Annotated in this window: 17 protein-coding genes and 1 pseudogene; 15 read left to right on the top strand and 3 right to left on the bottom strand. The window is 66.0% G+C overall.

From position 1 onward, the window contains the following. Positions 1–5: 5 nt before the first annotated feature. The 3 genes from ACIA48_RS17170 to ACIA48_RS17180 are packed head-to-tail and all read left to right on the top strand — an operon-like array spanning position 6 to position 5637. Positions 6–4187 (top strand): NEW3 domain-containing protein, encoded by a 4182-nt coding sequence (locus ACIA48_RS17170; protein WP_396733766.1) that lies wholly within the window; start codon positions 6–8, stop codon positions 4185–4187. Next, positions 4094–4732, top strand: coding sequence for a malonyl CoA-ACP transacylase (locus ACIA48_RS17175; RefSeq protein ID WP_396733768.1), 639 nt, complete (start codon positions 4094–4096; stop codon positions 4730–4732). The genes ACIA48_RS17170 and ACIA48_RS17175 overlap by 94 nt, the downstream gene beginning before the upstream one ends. Then, positions 4732–5637 carry an ROK family protein gene (locus tag ACIA48_RS17180; protein WP_396733770.1) on the top strand — a complete coding sequence of 302 codons (906 nt, stop codon included), beginning with the start codon at positions 4732–4734 and terminating at the stop codon, positions 5635–5637. The genes ACIA48_RS17175 and ACIA48_RS17180 overlap by 1 nt, the downstream gene beginning before the upstream one ends. Here the strand turns inward: ACIA48_RS17180 and ACIA48_RS17185 are convergent. Further along, entirely contained in the window at positions 5535–5966 is a 432-nt protein-coding gene (locus tag ACIA48_RS17185) for a winged helix-turn-helix transcriptional regulator (RefSeq protein ID WP_396733772.1), read from the bottom strand. The two genes, ACIA48_RS17180 and ACIA48_RS17185, sit on opposite strands and share 103 nt — an antisense overlap. 68 nt (positions 5967–6034) lie before the next feature. Between ACIA48_RS17185 and ACIA48_RS17190 the strand changes: the two genes are divergently transcribed. The 4 genes from ACIA48_RS17190 to rplL all read left to right on the top strand — a co-directional run bounded on the left by ACIA48_RS17190 (position 6035) and on the right by rplL (position 8586). Continuing rightward, entirely contained in the window at positions 6035–6463 is a 429-nt protein-coding gene (locus tag ACIA48_RS17190) for an anthrone oxygenase family protein (protein ID WP_396733774.1), read from the top strand. Positions 6464–6491: 28 nt separating this feature from the next. Then, a complete protein-coding gene (locus ACIA48_RS17195) occupies positions 6492–7352 on the top strand; it encodes an LLM class F420-dependent oxidoreductase (protein ID WP_396733775.1) in 861 nt (286 codons plus the stop codon). A gap of 225 nt (positions 7353–7577) precedes the next feature. Continuing rightward, positions 7578–8150 carry a 50S ribosomal protein L10 gene (gene rplJ, locus ACIA48_RS17200; protein WP_396733777.1) on the top strand — a complete coding sequence of 191 codons (573 nt, stop codon included), beginning with the start codon at positions 7578–7580 and terminating at the stop codon, positions 8148–8150. A gap of 43 nt (positions 8151–8193) precedes the next feature. After that, the gene (gene rplL / locus ACIA48_RS17205; RefSeq protein WP_396733779.1) at positions 8194–8586 is read left to right on the top strand and encodes a 50S ribosomal protein L7/L12; all 393 of its coding nucleotides are present in this window, start codon (positions 8194–8196) and stop codon (positions 8584–8586) included. Between the two features lie 198 nt (positions 8587–8784). On the opposite strand, the pseudogene ACIA48_RS17210 reads toward rplL, so the two are convergent. Continuing rightward, positions 8785–8870, bottom strand: a pseudogene (locus ACIA48_RS17210) (Mce protein); the annotation flags it as partial. 507 nt (positions 8871–9377) lie between these two features. On the opposite strand from ACIA48_RS17210, the gene ACIA48_RS17215 reads away from it, so the two are divergent. The 6 genes from ACIA48_RS17215 (at position 9378) to ACIA48_RS17240 (ending at position 23625) form a co-directional block, all read left to right on the top strand. Then, the gene (locus tag ACIA48_RS17215) at positions 9378–10490 is read left to right on the top strand and encodes an ABC transporter ATP-binding protein (protein ID WP_396733781.1); all 1113 of its coding nucleotides are present in this window, start codon (positions 9378–9380) and stop codon (positions 10488–10490) included. Positions 10491–10496: 6 nt separating this feature from the next. Further along, positions 10497–12680, top strand: a complete 2184-nt coding sequence (locus tag ACIA48_RS17220; RefSeq protein ID WP_396733784.1) for a molybdopterin-dependent oxidoreductase — start codon at positions 10497–10499, stop codon at positions 12678–12680. A 90-nt stretch (positions 12681–12770) separates the two neighbouring features. Then, entirely contained in the window at positions 12771–14669 is a 1899-nt protein-coding gene (locus ACIA48_RS17225; protein ID WP_396733786.1) for an alpha/beta hydrolase, read from the top strand. Between the two features lie 401 nt (positions 14670–15070). Further along, a complete protein-coding gene (locus ACIA48_RS17230) occupies positions 15071–18559 on the top strand; it encodes a DNA-directed RNA polymerase subunit beta (RefSeq protein ID WP_396733789.1) in 3489 nt (1162 codons plus the stop codon). A gap of 37 nt (positions 18560–18596) precedes the next feature. Next, the gene (locus ACIA48_RS17235; RefSeq protein ID WP_396733792.1) at positions 18597–22547 is read left to right on the top strand and encodes a DNA-directed RNA polymerase subunit beta'; all 3951 of its coding nucleotides are present in this window, start codon (positions 18597–18599) and stop codon (positions 22545–22547) included. Between the two features lie 109 nt (positions 22548–22656). Further along, entirely contained in the window at positions 22657–23625 is a 969-nt protein-coding gene (locus tag ACIA48_RS17240) for a calcium/sodium antiporter (protein ID WP_396733794.1), read from the top strand. Here ACIA48_RS17240 and ACIA48_RS17245 read toward each other — a convergent pair. Beyond that, complete coding sequence (locus ACIA48_RS17245; protein WP_396733797.1) at positions 23609–24235, bottom strand: maleylpyruvate isomerase family mycothiol-dependent enzyme; 627 nt, start codon at positions 24233–24235, stop codon at positions 23609–23611. The genes ACIA48_RS17240 and ACIA48_RS17245 overlap by 17 nt on opposite strands. Before the next feature lie 50 nt (positions 24236–24285). Between ACIA48_RS17245 and ACIA48_RS17250 the strand changes: the two genes are divergently transcribed. Beyond that, positions 24286–25368 (top strand): hypothetical protein, encoded by a 1083-nt coding sequence (locus tag ACIA48_RS17250; RefSeq protein WP_396733800.1) that lies wholly within the window; start codon positions 24286–24288, stop codon positions 25366–25368. Between the two features lie 34 nt (positions 25369–25402). Further along, positions 25403–26155, top strand: a complete 753-nt coding sequence (locus tag ACIA48_RS17255) for a deoxyribonuclease IV (RefSeq protein ID WP_396733803.1) — start codon at positions 25403–25405, stop codon at positions 26153–26155. Positions 26156–26262 lie beyond the last annotated feature (107 nt).

A 26262-nucleotide genomic window follows, 5' to 3' on the forward strand; every position in this document is an offset into this window, starting at 1 on the left:
TTGGAGTGCAGTTGATCTCCGCGGAGTCGACGGAGCTATTCACCGGGCCGTCGCACGCACCGCAGCAGTTGGTGCGGGTCGCCTACACCGATGGTGGCGGGAACGTACGCATCGAAGGCGAAGGTCTCACCGGGCGCGCGCAGGCCGGCCCCGGCGACGGCAGCATCGAGGTGCCCGTCGTGGTGACCGATCCCGTCATCGGCGAGCAGCGCGATGCGCGGGTGGTCGGCGGGGACAGCATCACCGGATTCGTGTTCACCGTCGCCGAGCCCGGCTGGACGATGCACATGATCAGCCACTTCCACTACGACCCCGTGTGGTGGAACACCCAGGCGGCCTACACCAGCGTGTGGTCCGAAGACCCGCCCGGCCGCTGCAGGCAGACCAACGGCTTCGACCTGGTGCGCGCCCACCTCGAAATGGCGCGGCGCGAACCCGAATACAAGTTCGTGCTCGCCGAGGTCGACTACCTCAAGCCGTTTTGGGATACGCACCCCGAGGACCGCGCGGACCTGCGCAGGTTCATCGCCGACGGTCGCGTCGAGATCATGGGTGGCACTTACAACGAGCCCAACACGAATTTGACCAGCCCGGAGACCACCATCCGGAACTTCGTGCACGGCATCGGTTTTCAGCGCGACGTCCTTGGCGCCGACCCGGCCACCGCATGGCAGCTCGACGCTTTTGGGCACGATCCTCAGTTCCCCGGTATGGCGGCCGACGCCGGGCTGACCTCCAGTTCGTGGGCGCGCGGCCCGCACCACCAGTGGGGCCCGATGGCCGGTGGCGGCGACCCCGAGCGCATGCAGTTCAGCAGTGAGTTCGAATGGATCGCCCCGTCCGGGCGCGGCTTGCTCACCCATTACATGCCCGCGCACTATGCCGCGGGGTGGTGGATGGACTCGGCGGCGACGCTCGAGGAGGCCGAGGCTGCGACGTACGAACTGTTCTCGGGGCTGAAGAAAGTGGCGCTGACGCGCAACGTGCTGCTGCCCGTCGGCACCGACTACACGCCGCCGAACAAGTGGGTCACGGAGATCCATCGAGACTGGAATGCACGCTACACCTGGCCGAAGTTCGTGTGCGCGTTGCCAAGTGAGTTTTTTGCCGCAGTGCGTGCCGAACTCACCGAGCTTGGCGTCGACGCCTCACCGCAGACGCGCGACATGAACCCGATCTATACCGGCTGCCACGTGTCCTACATCGACACCAAACAGGCCAACCGGGCGACCGAGGACGCGGTGCTCGACGCCGAGAAGTTCGCCGTCTTCGCGGGACTGCTCGGCGGTGCGACATACCCGGAGGCGGCGTTGGCCAAAGCCTGGGTGCAGCTCGTCTACGGTGCACACCACGATGCGATCACCGGCTCGGAGTCCGATCAGGTCTACCTCGACCTGCTGACGGGATGGCGCGACGCGTGGGAGCTGGGCACGACCGCTCGAGACAACGCGTTGACGCTGCTGTCGCGCGCCGTTGAAGGAAGCGTCGTCGTCTGGAACGCGTTGGCGCACAAGCGCAGTGACATTGTAAGCGCCCGTTTCAACGAACCCGTCGCGCCCGGTGTTCAGGTGTTCGACTCGGACGGCGCCGAGCTGCCCGCCCACGTCGAACACGGCGGCCGGGTGGTCCGTTGGTTGGCACGCGAAGTGCCGTCGCTGGGCTGGCAGTCCTACCGGCTGACGTCCGTGGCAGCAGACACTGACGGCTGGAAGCCGTTGGACGGGAACGTGATCAGCAACGACCACTACCGCGTTCGCGTCGAGCCCGAACGCGGCGGTGGAGTGATCTCCCTGATCGAGACCGCGTCGGACCGAGAGTTGATCGCCGACGGGGAGGTCGGCAACGAGCTCGCGGTCTACGACGAATACCCTGCCCATCCCGAGGCAGGCGAAGGACCATGGCACCTGCTGCCCAGGGGTCCCGTCGTCTGTTCGTCGGCGGCCCGAGCCGAAGTTCAGGCATACCGCGGGCCCCTCGGTGAGCGACTGGTCGTGAACGGTCGCATCGGGGATTTGTTGCGCTATACGCAGACTCTCACGCTCTGGAATGACGTCGCGCGGGTCGAATGCAGCACCACCGTCGACGAGTTCACCGGCGAAAACCGCCTGCTTCGACTCCGCTGGCCGTGTCCGGTGCCCGGCGCGCTACCGGTCAGCGAGGTCGGGGACGCGGTGATCGGCCGCGGCTTCGGCCTGCTGCACGACAAGGGCGAGGAGTCGGCCGTCGACTCCGCGGTGTACCCGTGGACACTCGACAACCCGGCGTACGGCTGGTTCGGGCTGTCGTCCGCGGCGCGGGTACGGGTCGGTGACGGTGTGCGCGCGGTGTCGGTGGCCGAGGTCGTGTCTCCGAAGGAATCGGCGTCGTCACCGCTGGCGCGCCCGCTGATGGTCGCTCTCGCCCGCGCGGGCGTCACCGCGACCTGCAGCGGCGCCGAACGTCCGCGCTACGGTGACCTCGGCGTGGACTCGAACCTGCCGGACGCGCGCATCGCGCTCGGCGGACCCGACGAGAATGGTTTCACCGCAGCAGTTTTGGCTGAGGCAGACGCCGTCTACACCGAAGAGCTGGAACGGCAGCTGACGGCAACCGGCAGGGCCAGAGTCTGGGTGCCGCCTACCGCTTCACTGGCCGACGAGTGGGTGCCGGGCGCGGATCTGCGTCCGGTGCGGGCGCTGCCGGTACTCATCATTGCGGGAGCGGAACTCGAGGCTGCCGTCGAGTCGGTTGTCGAGGACCTCGCCGACTTCGAGATCGCCGTGGACCAAACCGCACCAGCCGGACTGGAGCCGTTCGAGGCGCGCACTATTGCGGTGCTCAACCGCGGAATGCCAGGATTTGCGATCGATTCGGACGGCACGCTGCACACCTCGCTGATGCGCTCGTGCACCGGTTGGCCGTCGGGAACCTGGATCGACCCGCCCCGGCGCACCGCACCCGACGGATCCAACTTTCAACTTCAGCACTGGACCCACACCTTCGAGTACGCGGTGGTCTCCGGTGACGGCGATTGGCGTCAAGCCGAGATCCCGGCTCGCAGCGCCGAGTTCTCCCGCCCGCCGCTGGCGGTTACCGAAAACGTCCACGCCGCAGGCGGTCTGCCGCCGTGGGGGTCGCTGCTGGAGATCGAGCCGGCGGGGACCGTGCAGCTGGGAGCGTTGAAGGCGGCGGGCAACCCGCTGACGGGCGGCAGCGCCCGGCACGTACAGCCGACCGACGGTGTCGCGGTGCGCCTCGTCGAAACCTCCGGTGCGGCAACCACGGTGGAAGTTCGCTCCGGACTGCGCCGGGTGTCGGCGGGCGCCCGCGTCGACCTTCTCGAACAGCCTCGAGTTCAGCAAGTGTCGGACGAACTCGCCTTGCACGGTTTCGAGATCGCCACCGTGTTGACCCGACTGAACATGCCGCAGGTATTGGAGGCCGATCACACGGTGCTGGCACCCGACGCGGAGGCGGCACAACCGCTGTACGCGCGGTATTGGCTGCACAACCGCGGACCCGCTCCGCTGGGCGGCTTGCCTGCCGTCGCGCACTTGCATCCGCAGCGCATTGGCGTCGAAACGAATTCCCAAGCGCAGCTGCGGCTTACAATCGCCAGCGACTGTAGCGATGCGGTGCTCCACGGCAGGGTGCGACTGCTGTGCCCGGACGGCTGGGCCAGCGATCCGCATCAGCTCCCGTTCATGCTGCCGCCGGGTGAGCATCTGGCGACCGATGTCGTCCTGAACGCTCCGCCGAATGCGGCGCCGGGCCTGTATCCGATCCGGGCGGAACTCGCACTGACCGGAAACCACGTATCGATGCCGCCATCGTGGCGCCAGGTGGTGGAGGACGTGTGTGTCGTATCCGTGGCGGCACCGCCGGAGGACAGGCTGCTGCGCATCGTCACCGACCCGCGGCCCGTCGACATCAAGGCGGGTGAACGCGCCGAGCTGAAAGTCGGCATCGCCACCGACGCGTACGCGGACATCGCGGTGGAAGCACACCTGATCAGCCCGTGGGGAACCTGGGAGTGGATGGGGCCGCCGGCGTCAGGTATCGAGCTCGCCGCGCGCGGCACGGCCGAGCTGAGCTTCGACGTCGCGCCGCCGGTGTGGGTGGAACCCGGCGAATGGTGGGCCCTGATCCGAGTCGCCGGCGCCGGGCAGCTGCTGTACACCGAGGCGGTCAAGGTGACTGTCGCATGACAATCGCTGCGACGGTCGACGGGGTGCCGGTATCGGTCCACGAGGTCGACGCACGCGAAGCGCAGCTGCGGTCGTCACGCTCGGCGTCGTCGTTGCCGCGCCCCGGCACCAGCGAGGGACGACAGCTAAGACGTTGGCTGACACAGCTTCTCGTCACCGAACGGGTGGTAGCCGCGGAGGTCGCCGTGCGCGGACTCAGTGCCGACGGTGCGCCGCGCGAGGACGATCTGCTGCCGGACATGACCGTGCGACTCGAGCTCGGCAGCGTGGCGGCGTCCGTGCTGAGCGACCCGTTGGTGCGGGCGCTGTTCGAGGACGTGACCGAAGCCGTTGACGTGACCGGCGAGGCCGTCGCGGCATACGAGGCACGCAACCCGTCGCGCTTCGGCGACACCGCAAGCGTCGCCGAACACCTGCGCGCTGCGGCCAAGCGCCGTGCGTTCCGGCTGTGGCTGGATGCCCGGTGTGCCGCCGTCGTCCAGTTGGCGCCCGGCTACGAGCATCCCGGCGATCCCCGTCAGCCCGACAACACCCACCGGCACTGATGACCACAACACTCGCAATCGACATCGGCGGTACGAAGATCGCCGCGGGCCTCGTCGACGACGAGGGCACACTGGTGCATCAGGCGAAGTTGCCGACGCCAGACGGTGACGCGGAGGCGATCTGGGCAGTGGTCGAATCGCTTGTCGCCGAGGCATTGTCGAGGGCACACGGGACCGTGCGCGGCGTCGGGATCGCGTCGGCCGGTCCGATCGATGTGCCCGCCGGCACTGTCAGCCCGATCAACGTCACCGAGTGGAAGCGCTTTCCGATCGTCGAGAAGGTGGCCGCGGTCGTCGATGCGCCTGTACGGCTTGGCGGAGACGGGCTGTGCATGGCGATGGGGGAGCGGTGGCGCGGTGCGGGTCGCGGCGCCGAGTTCGTGCTCGGCATGGTGGTGTCCACCGGAGTCGGCGGCGGGCTGGTGCTCGACGGGGTGCCGTACGACGGTCGCACCGGCAACGCAGGACACGTCGGCCATGTCGTCGTCGACCCGGACGGTCTGCCATGCACGTGCGGTGGCCGCGGTTGCGTCGAGACGGTCGCGGGCGGGCCACGAATGGCGCAGTGGGCCAGGGAGCAGGGCTGGGATGCGCCCGCTGAGGCCGACGCCAAGGAACTGGCCGATGCCGCGACCGCCGGCAATGCCATCGCATTGCGAGCGTTCGAACGCGGTGCGACGGCCGTGGCGGCGATGATCGCGTCCGTCGGTGCGGTCTGCGACCTCGATCTCGTCGTGATCGGTGGCGGTGTGGCCAAAGCCGGCGCGCTGCTGTTCGACCCGCTGCGCGCAGCGCTGGACACCTACGCGGGGCTGGACTTCATCCGCGATCTGCGGGTGGTGCCCGCTGAACTCGGCGGTGACGCCGGACTCGTCGGGGCCGCAGCGTTGGTGGTTGGTGCCTGAGAGCCTCTGCGGGCCATGTGCTTTCGACCCCACGCGCACAGCCCCTCCAGCACCGGCGCAAGTGTCATTCCGTACTTCGATATCGAGTAGTGCACGCACGGCGGCACGGTCTGGGCATCGTGGCGCTCGATGATGCCGGCGTCGACCAGCTCCCGCAGATGGCGAATGAGCATCCGCTCGGTGATATCGGGAATGCTGCGACGAAGCTCGGATGTGCGCATCGGGCCGTCCTGGAGTCGCCACAGGATCGTGCCTTTCCACCGTCCGTCGATGACTGTCAGCGCGGTGTCGATGGGGCACTCGTTGACGCCCTTCTTGGATACCGCCATCGTCGCCCCTAAGCTGACAAATTTGTCAGTACCTTGTTTTTTGACAGCATAGCCTGCACGGTCGAGGCATGAGGGAAATCATCGAGATCGTGGCCCTGGCGATCGCAGGTCCGATGGTCGGCGTCGAGATCGCCGTCGGCGCGTTCACCAATCCCATCCTGGGTCGGCTGCCAGACGACGCGTTCCGGCAGGCGCGCAGCGACGGCAGTCGGCTCCTGGGTCGCGTCATGCCGTTCTGGTACATCGCGACGTTCGTGGTGTTGATCGTCGCGGCGTTCCTCACCTGGGAGAACTGGCTCATCATCGCGGCGGCCGCCGTGCTGGGCGTCGTGGTGCTGATGACGGTCACGCTCATGGTGCCCATCAACAACCGCATCGGAGGCTGGACCGACGCCGTCGATCGTGATCTGGCGCGGCGCTGGGACCGATTGCACGGGCTGCGGGTGATCCTGCTGCTCGCGATGGTGGTGCTGCTGGCTGCCGGCGTCTCGAAGTAGGAACTGAAGTAGCGGGCATCATGTGGGCATGCGAGTCGGAGCGGTATTCCCCCAGACCGAGCTGGGCGGCGACGTCGGCGCGGTCCGCGCCTACGGCCAGGGTGTCGAAGCCCTCGGATATGACCACCTGCTCGCCTACGACCACGTCGTGGGTGCCGACCCCGCCGTGCACGTCGGGTGGGACGGGTACTACGACGTCGACACCACGTTTCACGAACCGTTTGTGATGTTCGGATACCTCGCCGCGGCCACCACGACGCTCGAATTCGTCACCGGCGTCCTCATTCTCCCGCAACGCCAGACCGCACTGGTCGCCAAGCAGGCCGCCGAAGTCGACCTGTTGGCACAGGGCAGGTTCCGGCTCGGCGTCGGAATCGGTTGGAACGAAGTCGAGTACGACGTCCTCGGTGAGGACTTCAGCGTGCGGGGTGCGCGGTCCGAGGAACAGATCGAGCTCATGCGACGGCTGTGGACCGAGCGCAGCGTCATGTTCGAGGGCAGGTTCGACATCGTCAAGGGTGCAGGCATCGCACCGCTACCGGTGCAACGTCCGATCCCGGTCTGGATCGGCGCGGGGTCGGTGAGGGGGTACGAACGGGCCGGGCGGATCGCAGACGGGTGGTTCCCGATGATGGGCCCGGGCCCGAAGCTCGACGAGGCCCGCGCGGTGGTCCGTCATGCCGCGGTCGCCGCGGGACGCGACCCGGATGCGCTGGGGATGCAGGGCCAGGTGCGATCGGCGATCGACCCCGACGGCGCCGCGGTAGAACTGGCCGCATGGGGTGAGGCGGGCGCGACCCACGTCGCGGTCAGCACCATGGGCCACGGCCTGACCACCGTCGACGACCATTTGGCCGCCCTGGAGGCCATCTCCGGCCGTTTTGGCTGATCGGCGGGTCGTCAGCTATATTTGTCGGCGTTCTACCGAAGACCGTTGGTCACCGAGAAATCGGTTGAAGGTCCGGGACTACCCGGCGGCCCACGCAGGAGGACGAGGCTGAAGCTTTTTCGCGAGCTTTTGGAACACGCCCCGACCTGTCTGCGTCGGGGCGTTCGTCATTTCCGGACGTGATACCTCTCGGCTCCCTCGGTCCCCATCTACGAGGAGGCATGCATGGCCAAGGCTGAAAAGGCCACCGCGGTTGCCGACATCGCCGAGCAGTTCAAGGACTCGACGGCGACGCTCGTCACCGAGTACCGCGGCCTGACGGTTGCCAACCTCAAGGACCTGCGCCGTTCGCTCGGTGAATCCGCCACTTACACAGTCGCCAAGAACACGCTGGTCAAGCGTGCTGCGGCGGAGGCGGGCATCGAGGGCCTCGACGAGCTTTTCGTCGGACCCACCGCGATCGCGTTCGTCAAGGGTGAAGCCGTCGACGCCGCCAAGGCGATCAAGAAGTTCGCCAAGGACAACAAGGCGCTCGTCATCAAGGGCGGCTACATGGATGGCCGCGCCCTGAGTGTTTCCGAGGTCGAGAAGATCGCTGACCTGGAATCGCGCGAGGTGCTGCTGGCCAAGCTGGCCGGCGCAATGAAGGCCAATCTGTCGAAGGCCGCCGGCTTGTTCACTGCGCAGCAGGCGCAAGCTGCCCGGCTGTTCGCCGCACTACAAGAGAAGAAAGCTGCCGAGGCACCCGCCGAAGCCGCATCCGAGAGCCCGGCGCCGTCCGACGACGCCGCCGAATAAAGCCACCAAAACCCACACGTAAGTAAGTAAGAAAGGTTCAACCATGGCCAAGCTGTCCACCGACGACCTGCTCGACGCGTTCAAGGAACTGACGCTGCTGGAGCTCTCTGAGTTCGTCAAGAAGTTCGAGGAGACCTTCGAGGTCACCGCTGCCGCTCCGGTCGCCGTCGCGGCTGCCGGCCCAGCCGCCGGTGGTGCACCGGCCGAGGCCGCCGATGAGCAGTCCGAGTTCGACGTCATCCTCGAGGGTGCCGGCGACAAGAAGATCGGCGTGATCAAGGTCGTCCGCGAGATCGTCTCCGGCCTGGGCCTCAAGGAGGCCAAGGACCTCGTCGACGGCGCTCCCAAGCCGCTGCTCGAGAAGGTCGCCAAGGAGGCCGCCGAGGAAGCCAAGACCAAGCTCGAGGCTGCCGGCGCGACGGTCACCGTCAAGTAATTCAGCACAATCTGTGGGGTCGGTCCGGAATCGGGCCGGCCCCACAGTTGTGTGCGGGCCTGTCTGAGGGCATATGTATGTAGTGCCAAGCTCCGAGCGACAATGTCGCTGAAGTTGGTCGCTGCGGTAGTAGTTGAGCGACAAAGTCGCTATGAGGTTGGCACGCAGGCATATTGGCCGCCGTACTGGTCCGTAGCATCACGGTAACTCGACCTTGCTGGAAGCCATCGGCCGTCGACCTTCTCCATCGTCATTTTGATGCGACTGCGATCGATGCGCGGAGCGCAGCCACCGTGCCGTGCGCGGCGGCCTTGTTGTCCAACTGCGTACTTCGTTGCCGCATCGAGGGCTTCTTCGGGCATAACGGCGCCTGCGCGACGGGTCGGACACATACTGCTGCCACCACGATGCATCTCCGCAAAAGTTAAGCAGCATTCAGAAACTGAACCGTTTGATCAACGCAGCGCGCGTCGTAGCCGAGGACGCTGTTGACAGCGCTGCTTCGAGGTATCTGACGCGGACGTAGCTATTCGGATACCCCGCGTCGCGAGAGGAAGCCAGCGTTGCGGCGTGGATTCCGCAAACGGCCCCGATGAGCGTCCCCGGCGCCGCGCGTCGAGTAGTCGAGTTCGCCGACCACACCGGCGCTGACGTGCGGGTTAATTCCAATCCGGAGCATCGGCGGTATCGGACGTGACACATCCCCAGTGCTGAGTATCGGCGTACGCTACAGTGACTCAAGCCACAGGCGGTAGCCCTGTGGCCTGCGACATTGGCGGAAGGATCCCCGCGTGGGCATTGGAATTCAGGTTGAGGGACTCACCAAGTCCTTCGGTCCCCAGCGAATCTGGGAAGACGTCACGCTGGAGATCCCGGCAGGTGAGGTCAGCGTTCTGCTCGGCCCGTCCGGTACCGGTAAGTCGGTCTTCCTCAAGTCACTGATCGGTCTTCTGCGGCCCGAGCGCGGCAAGATCATCGTCGACGGCACCAACATCATCGAGTGCACGGCCAAGGAGCTCTACGAGATCCGCACGCTGTTCGGCGTCATGTTCCAGGACGGCGCCCTGTTCGGCTCGATGAGCCTGTACGACAACACTGCTTTCCCCTTGCGTGAGCACACCAAGAAGAAGGAAAGCGAGATCCGCAACATCGTCATGGAGAAGCTCGACCTCGTCGGTCTGGGTGGTGACGAGAACAAATTCCCCGGTGAGATCTCCGGCGGTATGCGCAAGCGTGCCGGTCTGGCCCGCTCGTTGGTGCTGGATCCGCAGATCATCCTCTGCGACGAGCCGGACTCCGGTCTGGACCCCGTTCGTACCGCGTACCTGAGCCAGCTGCTCATCGACATCAACGCGCAGATCGACTGCACGATCCTGATCGTGACGCACAACATCAACATCGCGCGGACCGTGCCGGACAACATGGGCATGCTCTTCCGTAAGCACCTGGTGATGTTCGGTCCCCGCGAGGTGCTGCTGACCAGTGACGAGCCGGTCGTGCGGCAGTTCCTCAACGGCCGCCGTATCGGCCCGATCGGTATGTCGGAGGAGAAGGACGAGTCCACGATGGCCGAGGAGCAGGCCATGATGGAAGCCGGCCACCACGACGGTGGTGTCGAGGAGATCGAAGGCGTGCCGCCGCAGATCCAGGCCACCCCGGGTATGCCCGAACGTCAGGCCGTTGGCCGTCGCCAGGCCCGCGTCCGCGAGCTGATGCACACCCTGCCGCCCGCCGCGCAGGAAGCGATCCGCGACGACCTCGAAGGCACCCACAAGTACCAGTCGCATGAGTTCGCAACCCAGGAAGCTTCGGTGCGGGGCCGCCATCAGGATGACGACGCGCCTACCGGCGTCATCCCGACGGTCGACAGCCCGACGGTCGAGACCAGGACTGTCGAGAGGTAAAACGTCGTGGGCGTCGAGCACAAGCCGACGTTCTGCCGGATCTGCGAGCCGCTCTGCGGCATGATCGCGACCGTCGAAGATGGTCGTCTCACTGCGCTGCGCCCCGATAAGGAGCATCCGCTCTCGGCGGGTTTCGCCTGCCAGAAGGGCATTGCGTTCAGCGAGATCGTCAACGATCCCGATCGCGTCACCGAACCGCTGCGACGCACGGCGAACGGGTTCGAACCGGTCAGCTGGGACGAGGCGATGTCCGATATCACCGCCCGGCTGACCGATATCCATCGCAGGCACGGATCCGGTGCCGTCGGCTGGTACTACGGCAACCCGGGTGCATTCAGCTACAGCCACACGCTGAGCCTGACCAGCCTCATGCTCGGATTCGGTCCCAAGTTGCATGTGTTCACGGCAGGCAGCCAAGACGTCAACAATCGATTCGTGGCCAGTCAGCTCCTGTACGGCACGCCGCTCGCGCTCCCGGTGCCCGACGTTCTTCGCGCCGACCTGCTCGTCGTGATCGGCGCCAATCCCGTTGTGTCCCACGGCAGTGTGCTGACCGTGCCGCGGATCAAGGACCGTATGCACGACATCGTCAAGCGTGGTGGCCGCGTGCTCGTCGTCGATCCGCGCAAGACGGAGACCGCCGCACAGTTCGAATGGCTTGGCATCGTTCCCGACGGCGACGCCTACCTGTTGCTGTCGCTGCTGCAGGTGATGTTCAGCGAGAACCTCGTCGACCGTGGCCGGCTGGCGCGCCAGGCCGACGGCGATGCGTGGCTCGAGGTGCTGGCCCAGCCGTTCAGTCCCGAGGCAACGGCGCCGCGGACCGGCATCGACCCGGACACCGTGCGCTCCCTGGCCCGCGACCTGGTCCGCACCGAGCGCGCCGCAGTGTACGGACGCGTCGGCACCAGCATCGGCGAAAACGGCACGCTGACAACGTATTTGCTCGATGCGGTCAACCTGGCGGCAGGCAATCTCGACGTGGCGGGCGGCAGCATGTTCGGCCGCTTGGGGTTGCCAGGCGAGCGCTGGCTGGGTATGGCCGGCGGCGCGCTGCTGCGCGCGATCTACTCCCGCAGGCGCTCGCGCATCGGCGGTTTCCCGTCAGTGCTGGGATCAGAGCCCGCCGGGGTGATGGCCAAGGAGATCGCCACGGCGGGACGTGGTCAGGTCAAGGCGCTGTTCGTCAGCGCGGGCAACCCGGTGCTGTCGGTCCCCGACGGCAACGAGTTGGAGACAGCGCTGGAGTCCTTGGACCTGATGGTCGGCATCGACCTGTACGTCAACGAGACGCTCGCGCATTGCGATTACGTCTTGCCCGCCGCGTCGATGTACGAGCGCGACGACTTCCCGCTGCCCTTCCAGACACTGCAGCCGACACCGTTCCGTCAGGCCACCGAACCCGTGATCGACCCGATGGGCCAAGCCCGCCCAGAGTGGGAGATCATCGACGATCTCGCCGCGCGGCTGCGGCGCCGCACACCCGGCTTCGCGATGCTGGCGGGGGCCCGAAAGATGTTCTCACTCTTCGGGGTTCGACCGACCCCGCGCCTCCTGGTCGACGCGGTCATCCGGTTGGGCGAGGCCGGCGACAGGTTCGGGCTGCGTCGGGGTGGCTTGTCCTTCGCCCGGCTGGCCGCAGAACATCCGCATGGCTACGTGCTGGCGCCGAATCTGCGTGCGGGCGTGCTCGGCGACACCGTCGTCTACCGCGGCGGACGGGTGAGGCTGCGCCATCAGGAGATCGCCGACGAGGTCGCCAAGCTCGCGCGCCGTGCTGCGCCCGACGCGTATCCGATGCGGCTGATCGGGATGCGCGAGGCCCGCTCGGAGAACTCCTGGCTGCACAACGCGCCGCTGCTGATGCGCGGCGAACGTACCCAACATGCACTCATTCACGTCGACGATGCGGCGGCGGCCAACATCTCCGACGGCGACACCGTGCGCATCGCATCAGCGCACGGCGAGATCCAAGTACCCGTCATCGTCACCAAGGACATCGTCGGGGGCGTCGTGGCGGTTCCGCACGGATGGGGCCACAAGGGTACCGCCGGCTGGCGGCTGGCCAACCGTGCCGGCGGCGCGAACGTCAACGAATTGATGTCCAGCAACCCCGAGGACATCGAGGCGCTGGCCGGTATGGCGCGCCTGACCGGCGTGCCGATTCGTGTGGAGCGGATTGCGCCCTAGCAACCGCCGATATCTGACGGAAGCGTAGATTCTCCCGCGCGTGCCGACCACGCACGCTATCTTTCTCGCGGTCAGCGAACAGGAGAAGTGATGGTCGACCGGTTGTTGGTGTGGTTGGGCACGGGCGTGGTCACCGCGGGTCTCTCGGCGGCGTTGCTGGCCGGGGCTGGTGTCGCGACGGCAACCGACGGCGACTCCTCGGACGGCGGCGGCAAGTCGACTTCAGAATCATCGGATTCCGCTGGCAAGAAGGATGATTCGGCGGCTGGACAGAGCCCAGCGAGCGGCCCGAAGGACGACGACGCAGTCAAGGACGCAGACAAGAAGGGCGATGATCCCGCGGGCCATCAGCCGAACGTCGACGACAACACCGACGGCAACGTCATCGATGGGGACACGAAGGACGACGAGGGTAAGGACGAGACCACCGACGAGACCACCAACCAGGGCGCCCAGGACGAGACCCCCGGCGAGGAGGACGTCAAGGACGAGGAGGTCATCGAAGACGAGATCACCACCGATACCGACGGCGGTGCCGGCGAACTCGTCGACACTGCGAAGCAGCCCGGCGACGGCACCGGTTCGCGCGCGAACGAGGGTCAAGAAAATCAGTCGCAGACGCTGGACCTGAGTCAGACCGTCGTCGGGGATTTCGACTCTGCGACGAAGCTCGCGGGCGAGGACGTCGCCAAGAAAGACGCGTTGATCGACACCGAAACCGAATCGGGGGAAGACCTCACTGTGGTCCCACTGGGGGCCGCGTTCAAGAACCTGACCGAGGAGACGGAGACTCCGGAGTTCGCCGCGGTGATGTTCTCGGCCCCTGAAGCCGCAGAGGTAGGCGCCACGGCGACTGCGCAACCGCTGAACCTTCTGCTCGACTTGGTCGGGACGGTCATCTTCGGTCTGTACGGCCTCGTCACTCAGTTGATCGGCGGACCGCCCGTTCTCCCGCCCGGCAGCAGCGTCTCGGTCTACAGCTCCAGGCTGCGGATCGACTGCGGATGTGCACCCGGAGAGGGGGAGGAAGTCCCTGTCGACTGGTACGTCCCGGAAAACCCCGATCCGGATCGCATCGTCTATCTGCAGCATGGATTCCTGGCGGCTGGCCCCTGGTACAGCTACACCGCCGCGACGCTGGCGGAACAGACGAACAGCATCGTCGTCGCACCGTCGATCACGTCGAACTTCCTCTCATACGACCAGTGCTGGCTCGGCGGGGCGCCGATGCACCAGGCAATGGCCGGCCTGTTCGACCCCAAGAACACGGCGCTCGCCGACAGTCTGGGCGCGACCGAATATGACGGGGAGCTGAAGTGGAACAAGGTCGTGTTGATGGGTCATTCATTGGGCGGCGGTGCGGTCTCGGGTATCGCCGGCTACATGACCGACCCCGTCACCGGCCTCACCGATGATCGACTGGTCGGCGTTGTCCTGCTAGACGGCGTCGGTCTGAACGGCGAAATGGTCAACGACCTAGAGAAGGTCGACAGCCGTGTCCCGATCTACCAGCTTGCTGCCCCTAAGTACATGTGGAACATGTTCGGCAGCGGCACCGCGGCACTGATCGAGGCGCGGCCCGATGCCGAGTTCTACGGCGTGACGCTTGCCGGCGGCTCCCATGTCGACACGATGCGCGGCGGCAACTTTCTGATCCAGTTCTCGCAGCAACTTGTGGCGGGCTTCTCCACACCGCAGAACGTCGCGGCGGCCGAGATGCTGATGGTCGGCTGGGTCAACGACATGTTCGTCGAGCCGGGGGAGCCTCGTAAGGGCATCTATCTGACCACCGGTGAGACGCGCACGATCGACACATCAGCAGGCCAGGCAACATTGGTTGACCTCCCGAACTCGCTCCGCAGGCCGTACCTCCTGAACTTCCTGGAACCGTTCATGGCACTGAGCGGCGGGCTCTTCACCCTCCAGCCCGGTTGTATGCGCGAGTCGACCGGGACGACCGCCGGCTGCGCGCAATCCGTGGCGGTCTGACGGTGATGCCGGCACGCCGCAAACTGGCCCTTAGCGCAAAACTCCACACCAAACGCCGCGTTATCTCTTGACGGAAACGCTGCGAGGGGTCACTCTGTTGGGCAGCATGTATGTGAGGATTCAGGATGCCAGCCAGCGCCTGACTACTTCTGCATGCGGAGGTTGAGGAATACGCCGTCCTGCGGTACTGTTGGACGTTGCGCTGGCTGCATCCTGCCCTCCTAAACCTGGCAACCTGACACATTTGGCCTGAGTCCGCTCAGTGATCTAGTCGTGTGTGCTGTGTCAGGGGGCATTTGGGCTTGATATGGCCAGCCGAACCGACGCAGATACCGCGGCATTTCGGCAAGGGCACAAACCCGGCACCGAATCAGTCGCATGAGGTGCTGGAAGGATGCATCTTGGCAGGGTCCCGCCAATCCAAGTCTTCGCTAGTAGCTACCAATAGCTCCGTACCAGGAGCCCCAAACAGAATTTCCTTTGCAAAGCTCCGTGAGCCGCTCGAGGTTCCGGGGCTACTCGACGTGCAGACCGATTCCTTCGAGTGGCTGATCGGCTCGGAGCGTTGGAAAGAAAACGCCAAGGCTCGCGGCGACGCCGTCGATCCCGTTGGCGGGCTCGAAGAGGTGCTCACCGAGCTTTCGCCGATCGAGGACTTCTCCGGTTCCATGTCGCTGTCCTTCTCGGACCCGCGCTTCGACGAAGTCAAGGCGCCGGTCGACGAGTGCAAAGACAAGGACATGACGTACGCGGCTCCGCTGTTCGTCACGGCTGAGTTCATCAACAACAACACCGGTGAGATCAAGAGCCAGACGGTCTTCATGGGCGACTTCCCGATGATGACCGAGAAGGGCACCTTCATCATCAACGGCACCGAGCGTGTCGTGGTGTCCCAGCTGGTCCGTTCGCCGGGCGTGTACTTCGACGAGAGCATCGACAAGTCCACCGAGAAGACGCTGCACAGCGTCAAGGTGATCCCGGGCCGCGGCGCCTGGCTCGAGTTCGACGTCGACAAGCGCGACACCGTGGGTGTGCGCATCGACCGCAAGCGCCGCCAGCCGGTCACCGTGCTGCTGAAGGCGCTGGGCTGGACCAACGAGCAGATCGTGGAGCGCTTCGGCTTCTCCGAGATCATGATGGGCACCCTGGAGAAGGACAACACCGCAGGCACCGACGAGGCGCTGTTGGACATCTACCGCAAGCTGCGCCCGGGCGAGCCGCCGACCAAGGAGTCCGCGCAGACCCTGCTGGAGAACCTGTTCTTCAAGGAGAAGCGCTACGACCTGGCTCGCGTGGGCCGCTACAAGGTCAACAAGAAGCTGGGCCTCAACGTGGGTCAGCCGATCACCAGCTCGACGCTGACCGAAGAGGACGTCGTCGCGACCATCGAGTACCTGGTGCGGCTGCACCAGGGCGACCAGACGATGACCGCCCCCGGCGGCTCCGAGGTCCCCGTCGAGGTCGATGACATCGACCACTTCGGCAACCGTCGTCTTCGTACCGTCGGCGAGCTGATCCAGAACCAGATCCGCGTGGGCCTGTCCCGCATGGAGCGTGTCGTTCGCGAGCGGATGACGACTCAGGACGTCGAGGCGATCACGCCGCAGACCCTGATCAACATCCGTCCCGTCGTGGCGGCGATCAAGGAGTTCTTCGGCACCAGCCAGCTGTCGCAGTTCATGGACCAGAACAACCCGCTTTCGGGTCTGACCCACAAGCGCCGCCTGTCGGCGCTGGGCCCCGGCGGTCTGTCCCGTGAGCGTGCCGGCCTCGAGGTCCGCGACGTGCACTCCAGCCACTACGGCCGTATGTGCCCGATCGAGACCCCGGAAGGGCCGAACATCGGTCTGATCGGCTCACTGTCGGTGTACGCGCGGGTCAACCCGTTCGGCTTCATCGAGACCCCGTACCGCAAGGTGGTCGACGGTGTCGTCACAGACGACATCGAGTACCTGACCGCCGACGAGGAGGACCGCCACGTCGTGGCGCAGGCCAACTCGCCGATCGACGGCAACGGCCGCTTCGAAGAGGAGCGCGTCCTGGTCCGCCGTAAGGGTGGCGAGGTCGAGTTCGTGTCGGCGTCCGAGGTCGACTACATGGATGTCTCGCCGCGCCAGATGGTATCGGTCGCGACGGCCATGATCCCGTTCCTCGAGCACGACGACGCCAACCGCGCCCTGATGGGTGCCAACATGCAGCGCCAGGCGGTTCCGCTGGTGCGCAGCGAGGCACCGCTGGTCGGCACGGGCATGGAGTTGCGCGCCGCGATCGACGCCGGTGACGTCGTCGTCTCGGACAAGGCCGGTGTGGTCGAGGAGGTCTCCGCCGACTACATCACCGTGATGGCCGACGACGGCACCCGGCACACCTACCGGATGCGCAAGTTCGCGCGGTCCAACCACGGCACCTGCGCCAACCAGCGCCCGATCGTCGACGCCGGCGACCGGGTCGAGAGTGGTCAGGTCATCGCCGACGGTCCCTGCACCGAGAACGGCGAGATGGCGCTCGGCAAGAACCTGCTCGTTGCGGTCATGCCGTGGGAAGGCCACAACTACGAGGACGCGATCATCCTCTCCAACCGTCTGGTTGAGGAGGACGTGCTCACCTCGATTCACATCGAGGAGCACGAGATCGATGCCCGCGACACCAAGCTGGGCGCCGAGGAGATCACCCGGGACATCCCGAACGTCTCCGATGAGGTGCTGGCAGATCTCGACGAGCGTGGCATCGTCCGCATCGGCGCCGAGGTCCGCGACGGCGACATCCTGGTCGGCAAGGTCACCCCGAAGGGTGAGACCGAGCTGACACCGGAGGAGCGACTGCTCCGCGCGATCTTCGGCGAGAAGGCTCGCGAGGTCCGCGACACGTCGCTCAAGGTGCCGCACGGTGAGTCCGGCAAGGTCATCGGCATCCGCGTGTTCTCGCGCGAGGATGACGACGAGCTGCCCGCCGGTGTCAACGAGTTGGTCCGCGTCTACGTTGCGCAGAAGCGCAAGATCTCCGACGGCGACAAGCTGGCCGGACGCCACGGCAACAAGGGCGTCATCGGCAAGATCCTGCCCGTCGAGGACATGCCCTTCCTGCCCGACGGCACGCCCGTCGACATCATCCTGAACACGCACGGTGTGCCGCGACGGATGAACATCGGCCAGATCCTGGAAACCCACCTCGGGTGGGTGGCCAAGGCCGGCTGGAAGGTCGACGGAACGCCCGACTGGGCGGCCAATCTGCCGCAGGAAATGCTGGAGGCCGAGCCGGGAAGCATCGTCTCGACGCCGGTGTTCGACGGCGCGCGGGAGGACGAGCTCCAGGGTCTGCTGAGCTCGACGTTGCCCAACCGCGACGGCATCACGCTCGTCGACCAGGACGGCAAGGCCGAGCTGTTCGACGGCCGCAGTGGTGAACCGTTCCCGTACCCGGTGACGGTCGGCTACATGTACATCCTGAAGCTGCACCACTTGGTGGACGACAAGATCCACGCCCGCTCCACCGGTCCGTACTCGATGATCACCCAGCAGCCGCTCGGTGGTAAGGCGCAGTTCGGTGGTCAGCGGTTCGGCGAGATGGAGTGCTGGGCCATGCAGGCCTACGGCGCGGCGTACACGCTGCAGGAGCTCTTGACCATCAAGTCCGACGACACCGTCGGTCGCGTCAAGGTCTACGAGGCGATCGTCAAGGGCGAGAACATCCCCGAGCCGGGCATTCCCGAGTCGTTCAAGGTGCTGCTCAAGGAGCTTCAGTCGCTGTGCCTCAACGTCGAGGTGCTGTCGTCTGACGGTGCTGCGATCGAGATGCGTGACGGTGACGACGAGGACCTGGAGCGCGCTGCCGCGAACCTGGGAATCAACCTGTCGCGCAATGAATCTGCGTCCGTCGAGGACTTGGCCTAATTTCGATTTCTAGTCCCGCAAGGGGAAAGGGAGTTACGTGCTAGACGTCAACTTCTTCGATGAACTCCGCATCGGTCTAGCGACCGCGGATGACATCCGTAACTGGTCCTTCGGCGAGGTCAAGAAGCCGGAGACCATCAACTACCGCACGCTCAAGCCAGAGAAGGACGGCCTGTTCTGCGAGAAGATCTTCGGACCTACTCGCGACTGGGAGTGCTACTGCGGCAAGTACAAGCGTGTCCGCTTCAAGGGCATCATCTGCGAGCGCTGCGGCGTCGAGGTCACTCGCGCCAAGGTGCGTCGTGAGCGGATGGGCCACATCGAGCTGGCCGCTCCCGTCACGCACATCTGGTACTTCAAGGGTGTGCCGTCGCGGCTCGGGTACCTGCTCGACCTGGCGCCGAAGGATCTCGAGAAGATCATCTACTTCGCGGCCTATGTGATCACGGCTGTCGATGATGAGATGCGGCACAACGAGCTGTCCACGCTCGAGGCCGAGATGGTCGTCGAGAAGAAGGCCGTCGAGGATCAGCGCGATGCCGACCTCGAGGCCCGGGCGCAGAAGCTCGAAGCCGACATGAAGGAGCTCGAGGACGAGGGCGCCAAGTCCGACGTCAAGCGCAAGGTGCGGGACGGTGGCGAGCGCGAGATGCGTCAGCTCCGCGACCGCGCCCAGCGTGAGCTGGATCGGCTCGACGAGATCTGGACCACCTTCACCAAGCTGGCTCCCAAGCAGCTCATCGTCGACGAGGTGCTCTACCGCGAGCTCATCGATCGCTACGGCGAGTACTTCACCGGCGCCATGGGCGCGGAAGCGATCAAGAAGCTCATCGAGACCTTCGACATCGATGCCGAGGCCGAGGAGCTGCGCGAGGTCATCCGTAGTGGCAAGGGCCAGAAGAAGCTTCGCGCACTGAAGCGGCTCAAGGTCGTCGCGGCGTTCCAGTCCAACAGCAATTCGCCGTTGGGCATGGTGCTCGACGCGGTTCCGGTCATCCCGCCGGAGCTGCGCCCCATGGTGCAGCTCGACGGTGGTCGTTTCGCCACGTCGGACCTCAACGACCTGTACCGCCGCGTCATCAACCGCAACAACCGGTTGAAGCGACTCATCGATCTGGGTGCGCCCGAGATCATCGTCAACAACGAGAAGCGCATGCTTCAGGAGTCGGTGGACGCGCTGTTCGACAACGGCCGCCGCGGCCGTCCGGTCACCGGACCGGGCAACCGTCCGCTCAAGTCGCTGTCCGATCTGCTCAAGGGCAAGCAGGGCCGGTTCCGTCAGAACCTGCTCGGCAAGCGCGTCGACTACTCGGGCCGTTCGGTCATCGTGGTCGGCCCGCAGCTGAAGCTGCACCAGTGCGGTCTGCCCAAGCTGATGGCACTCGAGCTGTTCAAGCCGTTCGTGATGAAGCGTCTGGTCGACCTGAACCACGCGCAGAACATCAAGAGCGCCAAGCGCATGGTCGAGCGTCAGCGTCCCCAGGTGTGGGATGTCCTCGAAGAGGTCATCGGTGAGCACCCGGTGCTGCTGAACCGCGCACCGACGCTGCACCGCCTCGGCATCCAGGCTTTCGAGCCGCAGCTGGTGGAGGGCAAGGCAATTCAGCTGCACCCGCTGGTCTGTGAGGCGTTCAACGCCGACTTCGACGGTGACCAGATGGCAGTCCACCTGCCGCTGTCCGCCGAAGCGCAGGCCGAGGCTCGCATCCTGATGCTGTCGTCTAACAACATCCTGTCGCCGGCGTCGGGCCGCCCCCTGGCCATGCCGCGTCTGGACATGGTGACGGGTCTGTTCTTCCTGACCACCATGATCGAGGGCGACACCGGCGAATTCGTGGCCGCCGCAAAGGATCAGCCGGAGACGGGTGTGTACAGCTCACCCGCCGAGGCGATCATGGCGATGGACCGCGGTGCGCTGAGCGTTCGCGCCAACATCCGCGTGCGGCTGACCCAGCTGCGTCCGCCGGCCGACATCGAAGCCGAACTCTTCGAGAACGGCTGGAAGCCGGGCGACGCGTGGACTGCCGACACCACGTTGGGCCGGGTGCTGTTCAACGAGCTGCTCCCGACCGCGTATCCGTTCGTCAACGAGCAGATGCACAAGAAGGTGCAGGCGCGGATCGTCAACGATCTGGCCGAGCGCTACCCGATGATCGTCGTCGCGCAGACGGTGGACAAGCTCAAAGACGCCGGCTTCTACTGGGCCACCCGTTCGGGTGTCACCGTGTCGATGGCCGACGTGCTCGTGCCGCCGCAGAAGCAGGAGATCCTGGAGCGTCACGAGCTCGAGGCCGACCGGATCGAGAAGCAGTACCAGCGCGGTGCGCTCAACCACGACGAGCGCAACGAAGCGTTGGTGAAGATCTGGCAGAACGCCACCGAAGAGGTCGGTGACGCGCTGGAGGCCCACTACCCGAGTGACAACCCGATCATCACGATCGTGAAGTCCGGCGCCACGGGCAACCTGACCCAGACCCGCACGCTGGCGGGCATGAAGGGTCTGGTGACCAACCCGAAGGGTGAGTTCATCCCGCGTCCCATCAAGTCCTCGTTCCGCGAGGGCCTGACGGTGCTGGAGTACTTCATCAACACCCACGGCGCCCGAAAGGGTCTGGCGGACACCGCTCTTCGTACCGCTGACTCGGGTTACCTGACCCGTCGTCTGGTCGACGTGTCGCAGGACGTCATCGTGCGCGAGACGGACTGCGAAACCGAGCGTGGCGTCAACATCACGCTGGCCGAGATGGTCGACAAGACGCTGGTTCGCGATCAGCACATCGAGACGTCGGCGTACGCGCGGACGCTGGCCACCGACGCCGTCGACGCCAAGGGCAACGTGGTCGTCGAGCGCGGTCACGACCTGGGTGACCCGGCGATCGAGGCACTGCTGGCCGCGGGTATCACCGAGGTGAAGGTCCGCTCCGTGCTGACCTGCGCGACGGGTACCGGCGTGTGTGCCATGTGCTACGGCCGTTCGATGGCGACGGGCAAGCTCGTCGACATCGGCGAGGCGGTCGGCATCGTGGCCGCGCAGTCCATCGGTGAGCCCGGCACGCAGCTGACCATGCGTACCTTCCACCAGGGCGGCGTTTCCGGCGGTAGCGACATCGTCGGTGGTCTGCCTCGCGTGCAGGAGCTGTTCGAGGCGCGCATCCCGCGTGACAAGGCGCCCATCGCCGACGTCACCGGTCGCGTGCAACTCGAAGAGGGCGAGCGCTTCTACAAGATCACCATCATCCCGGATGACGGTGGCGAGGAAGTGGTGTACGACAAGCTGTCTCGTCGTCAGCGCCTGAAGGTGTTCAAGCACGACGACGGCACCGAGCGGCTGCTGTCCGACGGCGACCACGTCGAGGTGGGCCAGCAGCTGATGGAAGGCTCCGCTGACCCGCACGAGGTGCTTCGTGTCCAGGGCCCCCGCGAGGTGCAGATCCACCTCGTCAAGGAGGTCCAGGAGGTCTACCGCGCTCAGGGCGTGTCGATCCACGACAAGCACATCGAGGTCATCGTCCGGCAGATGCTGCGTCGCGTCACGATCATCGATTCGGGTGCGACGGAGTTCCTGCCCGGCTCGCTGACCGAGCGTGGCGAGTTCGAGACCGAGAACCGTCGGGTCGTCGCCGAGGGTGGCGAGCCCGCGGCCGGTCGTCCGGTGCTGATGGGTATCACCAAGGCATCGCTGGCCACGGACTCGTGGCTGTCGGCGGCGTCGTTCCAGGAGACCACTCGCGTGCTCACCGATGCGGCGATCAACTGCCGCAGCGACAAGCTGCAGGGTCTGAAGGAGAACGTGATCATCGGCAAGCTGATCCCGGCCGGTACCGGCATCAACCGGTACCGCAACATCCAGGTGCAGCCGACCGAGGAAGCTCGGGCCGCTGCGTACACGATCCCGTCCTACGAGGATCAGTACTACAGCCCGGACTTCGGTCAGGCGACCGGTGCCGCAGTGCCGCTGGACGATTACGGCTACAGCGACTACCGCTAAAGCAATACGAGAAAGCCCCCGCATTCGTGCGGGGGCTTTTTCGTGCTCGAGTGTCGGGTTGTTGCACGTTTTCGCGCGCTGTGCGTGACACAAGCCGACACTCGACGACGTGTTGGCAAACGCGTTGTGGTTCCTCGCCGGCCTGGCGGCTCTCGTCGCGGGCGCCGAGGTCATGGTGCGGGGTGCCACGAAAATCGCTTCGCGGCTCGGAGTCAGCCCAATCATCGTCGGCCTGACGATCGTCGCGATCGGGACCAGCATGCCCGAGATGGCGATCGGCGTGGTCTCGGCATCTGAAGGCAGCGGTGCGCTCGCGGTCGGCAACATCGCGGGCGCCAACGTGATCAACCTGATGTTCGTGCTCGGGCTGAGCGCGCTGATCCTGCCGCTGGCCATCGAGATGCGCACGCTTCGCGCGGAGCTGCCGGTGATGGCGGGGGTGGCCATCCTGCTGTGGGTGCTCGCGGCCGACGGCGGCCTGTCGCGCGTCGACGGCGTCATTCTGGTGACGGGTGCGATCGTCTACACCGGCGCGGTGGTGTGGGCCGCGCGGCGTGAGACCCGCGACGCCGCAGCCGAATTCGACCACACCTATCCACCCGTTGCGGCGAGTGGCGGCCGCACGCCACTACACGTGGGCATGATGCTCGGCGGCATCGCGGTGATCGTGCTCGGCGCACAATGGTTGGTCGACGCGGCCGTCGGCCTGGCTCGCGGATTCAACGTCTCCGATGCGCTCATTGGCCTCACCGTCGTCGCGATCGGAACCACGGCACCGGAGTTGGTGACGACCGTCGTCTCCACGCTGCGCGGCGAGCGTGACATCGCCATCGGGAATCTGCTCGGCAGCAGCATCTACAACATCCTGCTGATCCTCGGAGTCACCTGCCTGGTGCCCCCGCATGGCCTCCAATTACCGCCCGAACTGGTACGCGTCGACATCCCGATCATGGTGGCCGCCACGCTGATCTGCATCCCGATCTTCATCACCGGACGGCGCGTCACTCGGTTCGAGGGCGGCGTGATGGTCGCTGCCTATGTGGCCTTCTTGGCGTTCTTGCTCACCACGCAGACGTGAGCGTTGCGAGACCCGGCCCGTCGAGCTCCCTGCCGGTCACGGGCCGTCCGGACACCGTCAACAACAGCGCCAGTGCGGGCCCGGCTACCTCGGGACCGTCGCCGATGGTGAGATCCGCATCCGTCGCGACCAGCCGTACACCGGCGACGAGTTCCTTGGCGCCGCCGAAAGCCGTTGAGGTTCGAACCTGTTGGCGCAGCGACCGGACAACTGCCTCCTGCGCATAGGTGTGCTTGATGCCCAGCGGCCTGCGGATGTCCTCGCCGTGCACGACCTCTTCCACGAGCCGGGTGTCCAGCGGCGCGATGGGGGTCGACGTCCGCGCCGCCGCCTCGCGGAGCCGCTGCAGTGTCTCGTCGGGTGAACCACCGCGCGCGCGGTCGATGCCGCGCGCGTTCTGCCGGTCGAAGTCGAAGCCGGCGCGCACCATGTCGACCGCGAAACCGAGCCGCGTCGAGCGCGCGACGTCGACCAGATGTGCCACCGCGTCGTGCACGGTCCACCCCCCGCAGAGCGAGGGCTTCTCCCATGCGGCGTTGTCGAGGCCAGTGAGGTCATCGATCAAGGCCGCACGCTCGGCGTGCACCAGCGGCCAGACGTCGTTGCGCATAACCGGGTAGACCCGAAGCGGGGACAGAACTCATCGGCCACACTCGACGGATGACGACGTGGTTCCGGCTGCCGCTGATCGTGCGCGCCGCAGCCATCGGCGTCGGGTGGCTGGCGTACCTAGGACTCATGCTGCGGCTCCCGACTCCGGAGAACGCGGCCGCACTAGCGCTGCCCGTCGGCATCGCGTGCGCATTCGGATCCGCAGTCGTCGCGGCCGCCGACTATCGCCTGCACAGCAAGTTCGACACCGTGGATCGGATGTCGGTGTACCGGCGCGCACTGCGGACCGGGAAGCTGCCAGAGGGCGCCGAGGTCGACGTATGGGCGCGCTGGCTGCGCGGCAGTGAGGCCGCCGTCGGCGTAGGGGCGCTGTGCGGCTTCCCGTTCGTGATGTTCGGCTTGTTGGTCAGCCTCGACAGCCGGTCGCCCTACCGCTGGGTGCCCGTTGCGCTGTTCACCCTGCTGCTCGGATGGGGCGCCACTGTTCTGGTCCGCAGGGCCGCGGCGATCAAGCAATTGACCGCCGCCGTGCAGCGGCGCCGCGCGTCGGTACGCCCTGCCGCGACCACTCCGACGTCGAAGACCGTGATGACGGAGAACACTTTCGAGATGCCGCTCGCGGGGCGTCTCGCCTCGAGCTTCCTGATGTGGTCGGTAGTTGCGTTCCTGGTGCTGTTGCTCGTCGACCTCGGCACCCTCGCGTTCGGCGGGCCGTGGATCATGCGTCTCGACGTCGCCGCCGGCCTGGCTGCGCTGGTCGGCCTCGCGTGGGCGTTGCTCGGTGAGGACCGGGATCTGCGCCGCAACTTCGCCTCCTACGACAAGTACCTGGAGTACCACCGGACCTTGCGGACCGGCGAGATGCCCGCCGACATCGAGCCCGAACTGTGGCACCGGCGACTGGCGGGTTCACGCCAGGAGAACTGGGCCAGGGCGATGCTGGCGGGCTTCTTCACCGTGCTCGGGATCGCGGCGATCGCGGCCGGCCGAAACGGCTACCACTGGGTGATCGCGTCGCTATGTGAGCTGATGGCGATCTGGCTGCTGATCAATTGGTGGGTAGCGCGAGAGAGGCTCAGGCGGTTGGCGAAAGCGGTCGACCGGCAGGCCGTCCGCCAGACGTGGGGGTGAGTCGCGTGTCGGCCCACGCGCTTAAACTCGGGTCGTGCTTATCGGTTCCCATGTTCACGGAGATGACCCCCTGGCCGACGCCGCCGCGGACGGCGCTGACGTCGTGCAGTTCTTCCTCGGCAATCCGCAGAGCTGGAAGAAGCCCAAGCCGCGTGAGGACGCCGACGTTCTCAAGGCCGCCAGCATGCCGCTTTATGTCCACGCGCCGTATCTGATCAACGTCGCCTCGGCCAACAACCGCGTGCGCATCCCGTCGCGCAAGATCCTGCAGGACACCTGCGACGCGGCATCGGAAATCGGCGCGACCGCGGTCATCGTGCACGGCGGTCACGCCGACGACAATGACTACGAGGCCGGCTTCGAACGCTGGGTGAAGGCGCTCGACTACCTCGAGACCGATATGCAGGTGTACCTCGAGAACACCGCGGGTGGCGACCACGCGATGGCCCGGCACTTCGACGTCATCGGCCGGCTGTGGGACCGCATCGGGGACACCGGCATCGGTTTCTGCCTGGACACCTGCCACGCCTGGGCCGCGGGCGAAGAGCTGATCGACGCCGTCGCCCGCATCAAGGCGCTCACCGGCCGCATCGACCTGGTGCACTGCAACGACTCCCGCGACGCCGCGGGGTCGGGCGCCGACCGGCACGCCAACTTCGGTACCGGTCAGATCGACCCGCAGTTGCTCGTCGCGGTGGTCGGAGCCGCCGACGCCCCGGTCATCTGCGAGACCTCCGACGCAGGCCGAAAGGACGACATCGCATTCCTGCGCGAGCACCTGGGCTGACCGGCCAAAGGGGCACGGCGAAGTAACAAATACTCGATTCAAATTTCGGGTGGACTGGCGGTTAACTAGGCTTTCCGACGGGAACAGGCGGTACCGATCGCCGACCG

It is taken from the genome of Mycobacterium sp. NPDC051804, from assembly GCF_044452905.1.
GTDB lineage: Bacteria > Actinomycetota > Actinomycetes > Mycobacteriales > Mycobacteriaceae > Mycobacterium.

What these genes read in the sequence shown, in the direction of transcription:
- ACIA48_RS17195 (WP_396733775.1), top strand. Translation starts at nt 6,492, where the DNA reads ATGCGAGTCGGAGCGGTATTCCCCCAGACCGAGCTGGGCGGCGACGTC.
- ACIA48_RS17250 (WP_396733800.1), top strand. Translation starts at nt 24,286, where the DNA reads ATGACGACGTGGTTCCGGCTGCCGCTGATCGTGCGCGCCGCAGCCATC.
- ACIA48_RS17190 (WP_396733774.1), top strand. Translation starts at nt 6,035, where the DNA reads ATGAGGGAAATCATCGAGATCGTGGCCCTGGCGATCGCAGGTCCGATG.
- ACIA48_RS17225 (WP_396733786.1), top strand. Translation starts at nt 12,771, where the DNA reads ATGGTCGACCGGTTGTTGGTGTGGTTGGGCACGGGCGTGGTCACCGCG.
- ACIA48_RS17245 (WP_396733797.1), bottom strand. Translation starts at nt 24,235, where the DNA reads ATGCGCAACGACGTCTGGCCGCTGGTGCACGCCGAGCGTGCGGCCTTG.
- ACIA48_RS17185 (WP_396733772.1), bottom strand. Translation starts at nt 5,966, where the DNA reads ATGGCGGTATCCAAGAAGGGCGTCAACGAGTGCCCCATCGACACCGCG.
- rplJ (WP_396733777.1), top strand. Translation starts at nt 7,578, where the DNA reads ATGGCCAAGGCTGAAAAGGCCACCGCGGTTGCCGACATCGCCGAGCAG.
- rplL (WP_396733779.1), top strand. Translation starts at nt 8,194, where the DNA reads ATGGCCAAGCTGTCCACCGACGACCTGCTCGACGCGTTCAAGGAACTG.
- ACIA48_RS17180 (WP_396733770.1), top strand. Translation starts at nt 4,732, where the DNA reads ATGACCACAACACTCGCAATCGACATCGGCGGTACGAAGATCGCCGCG.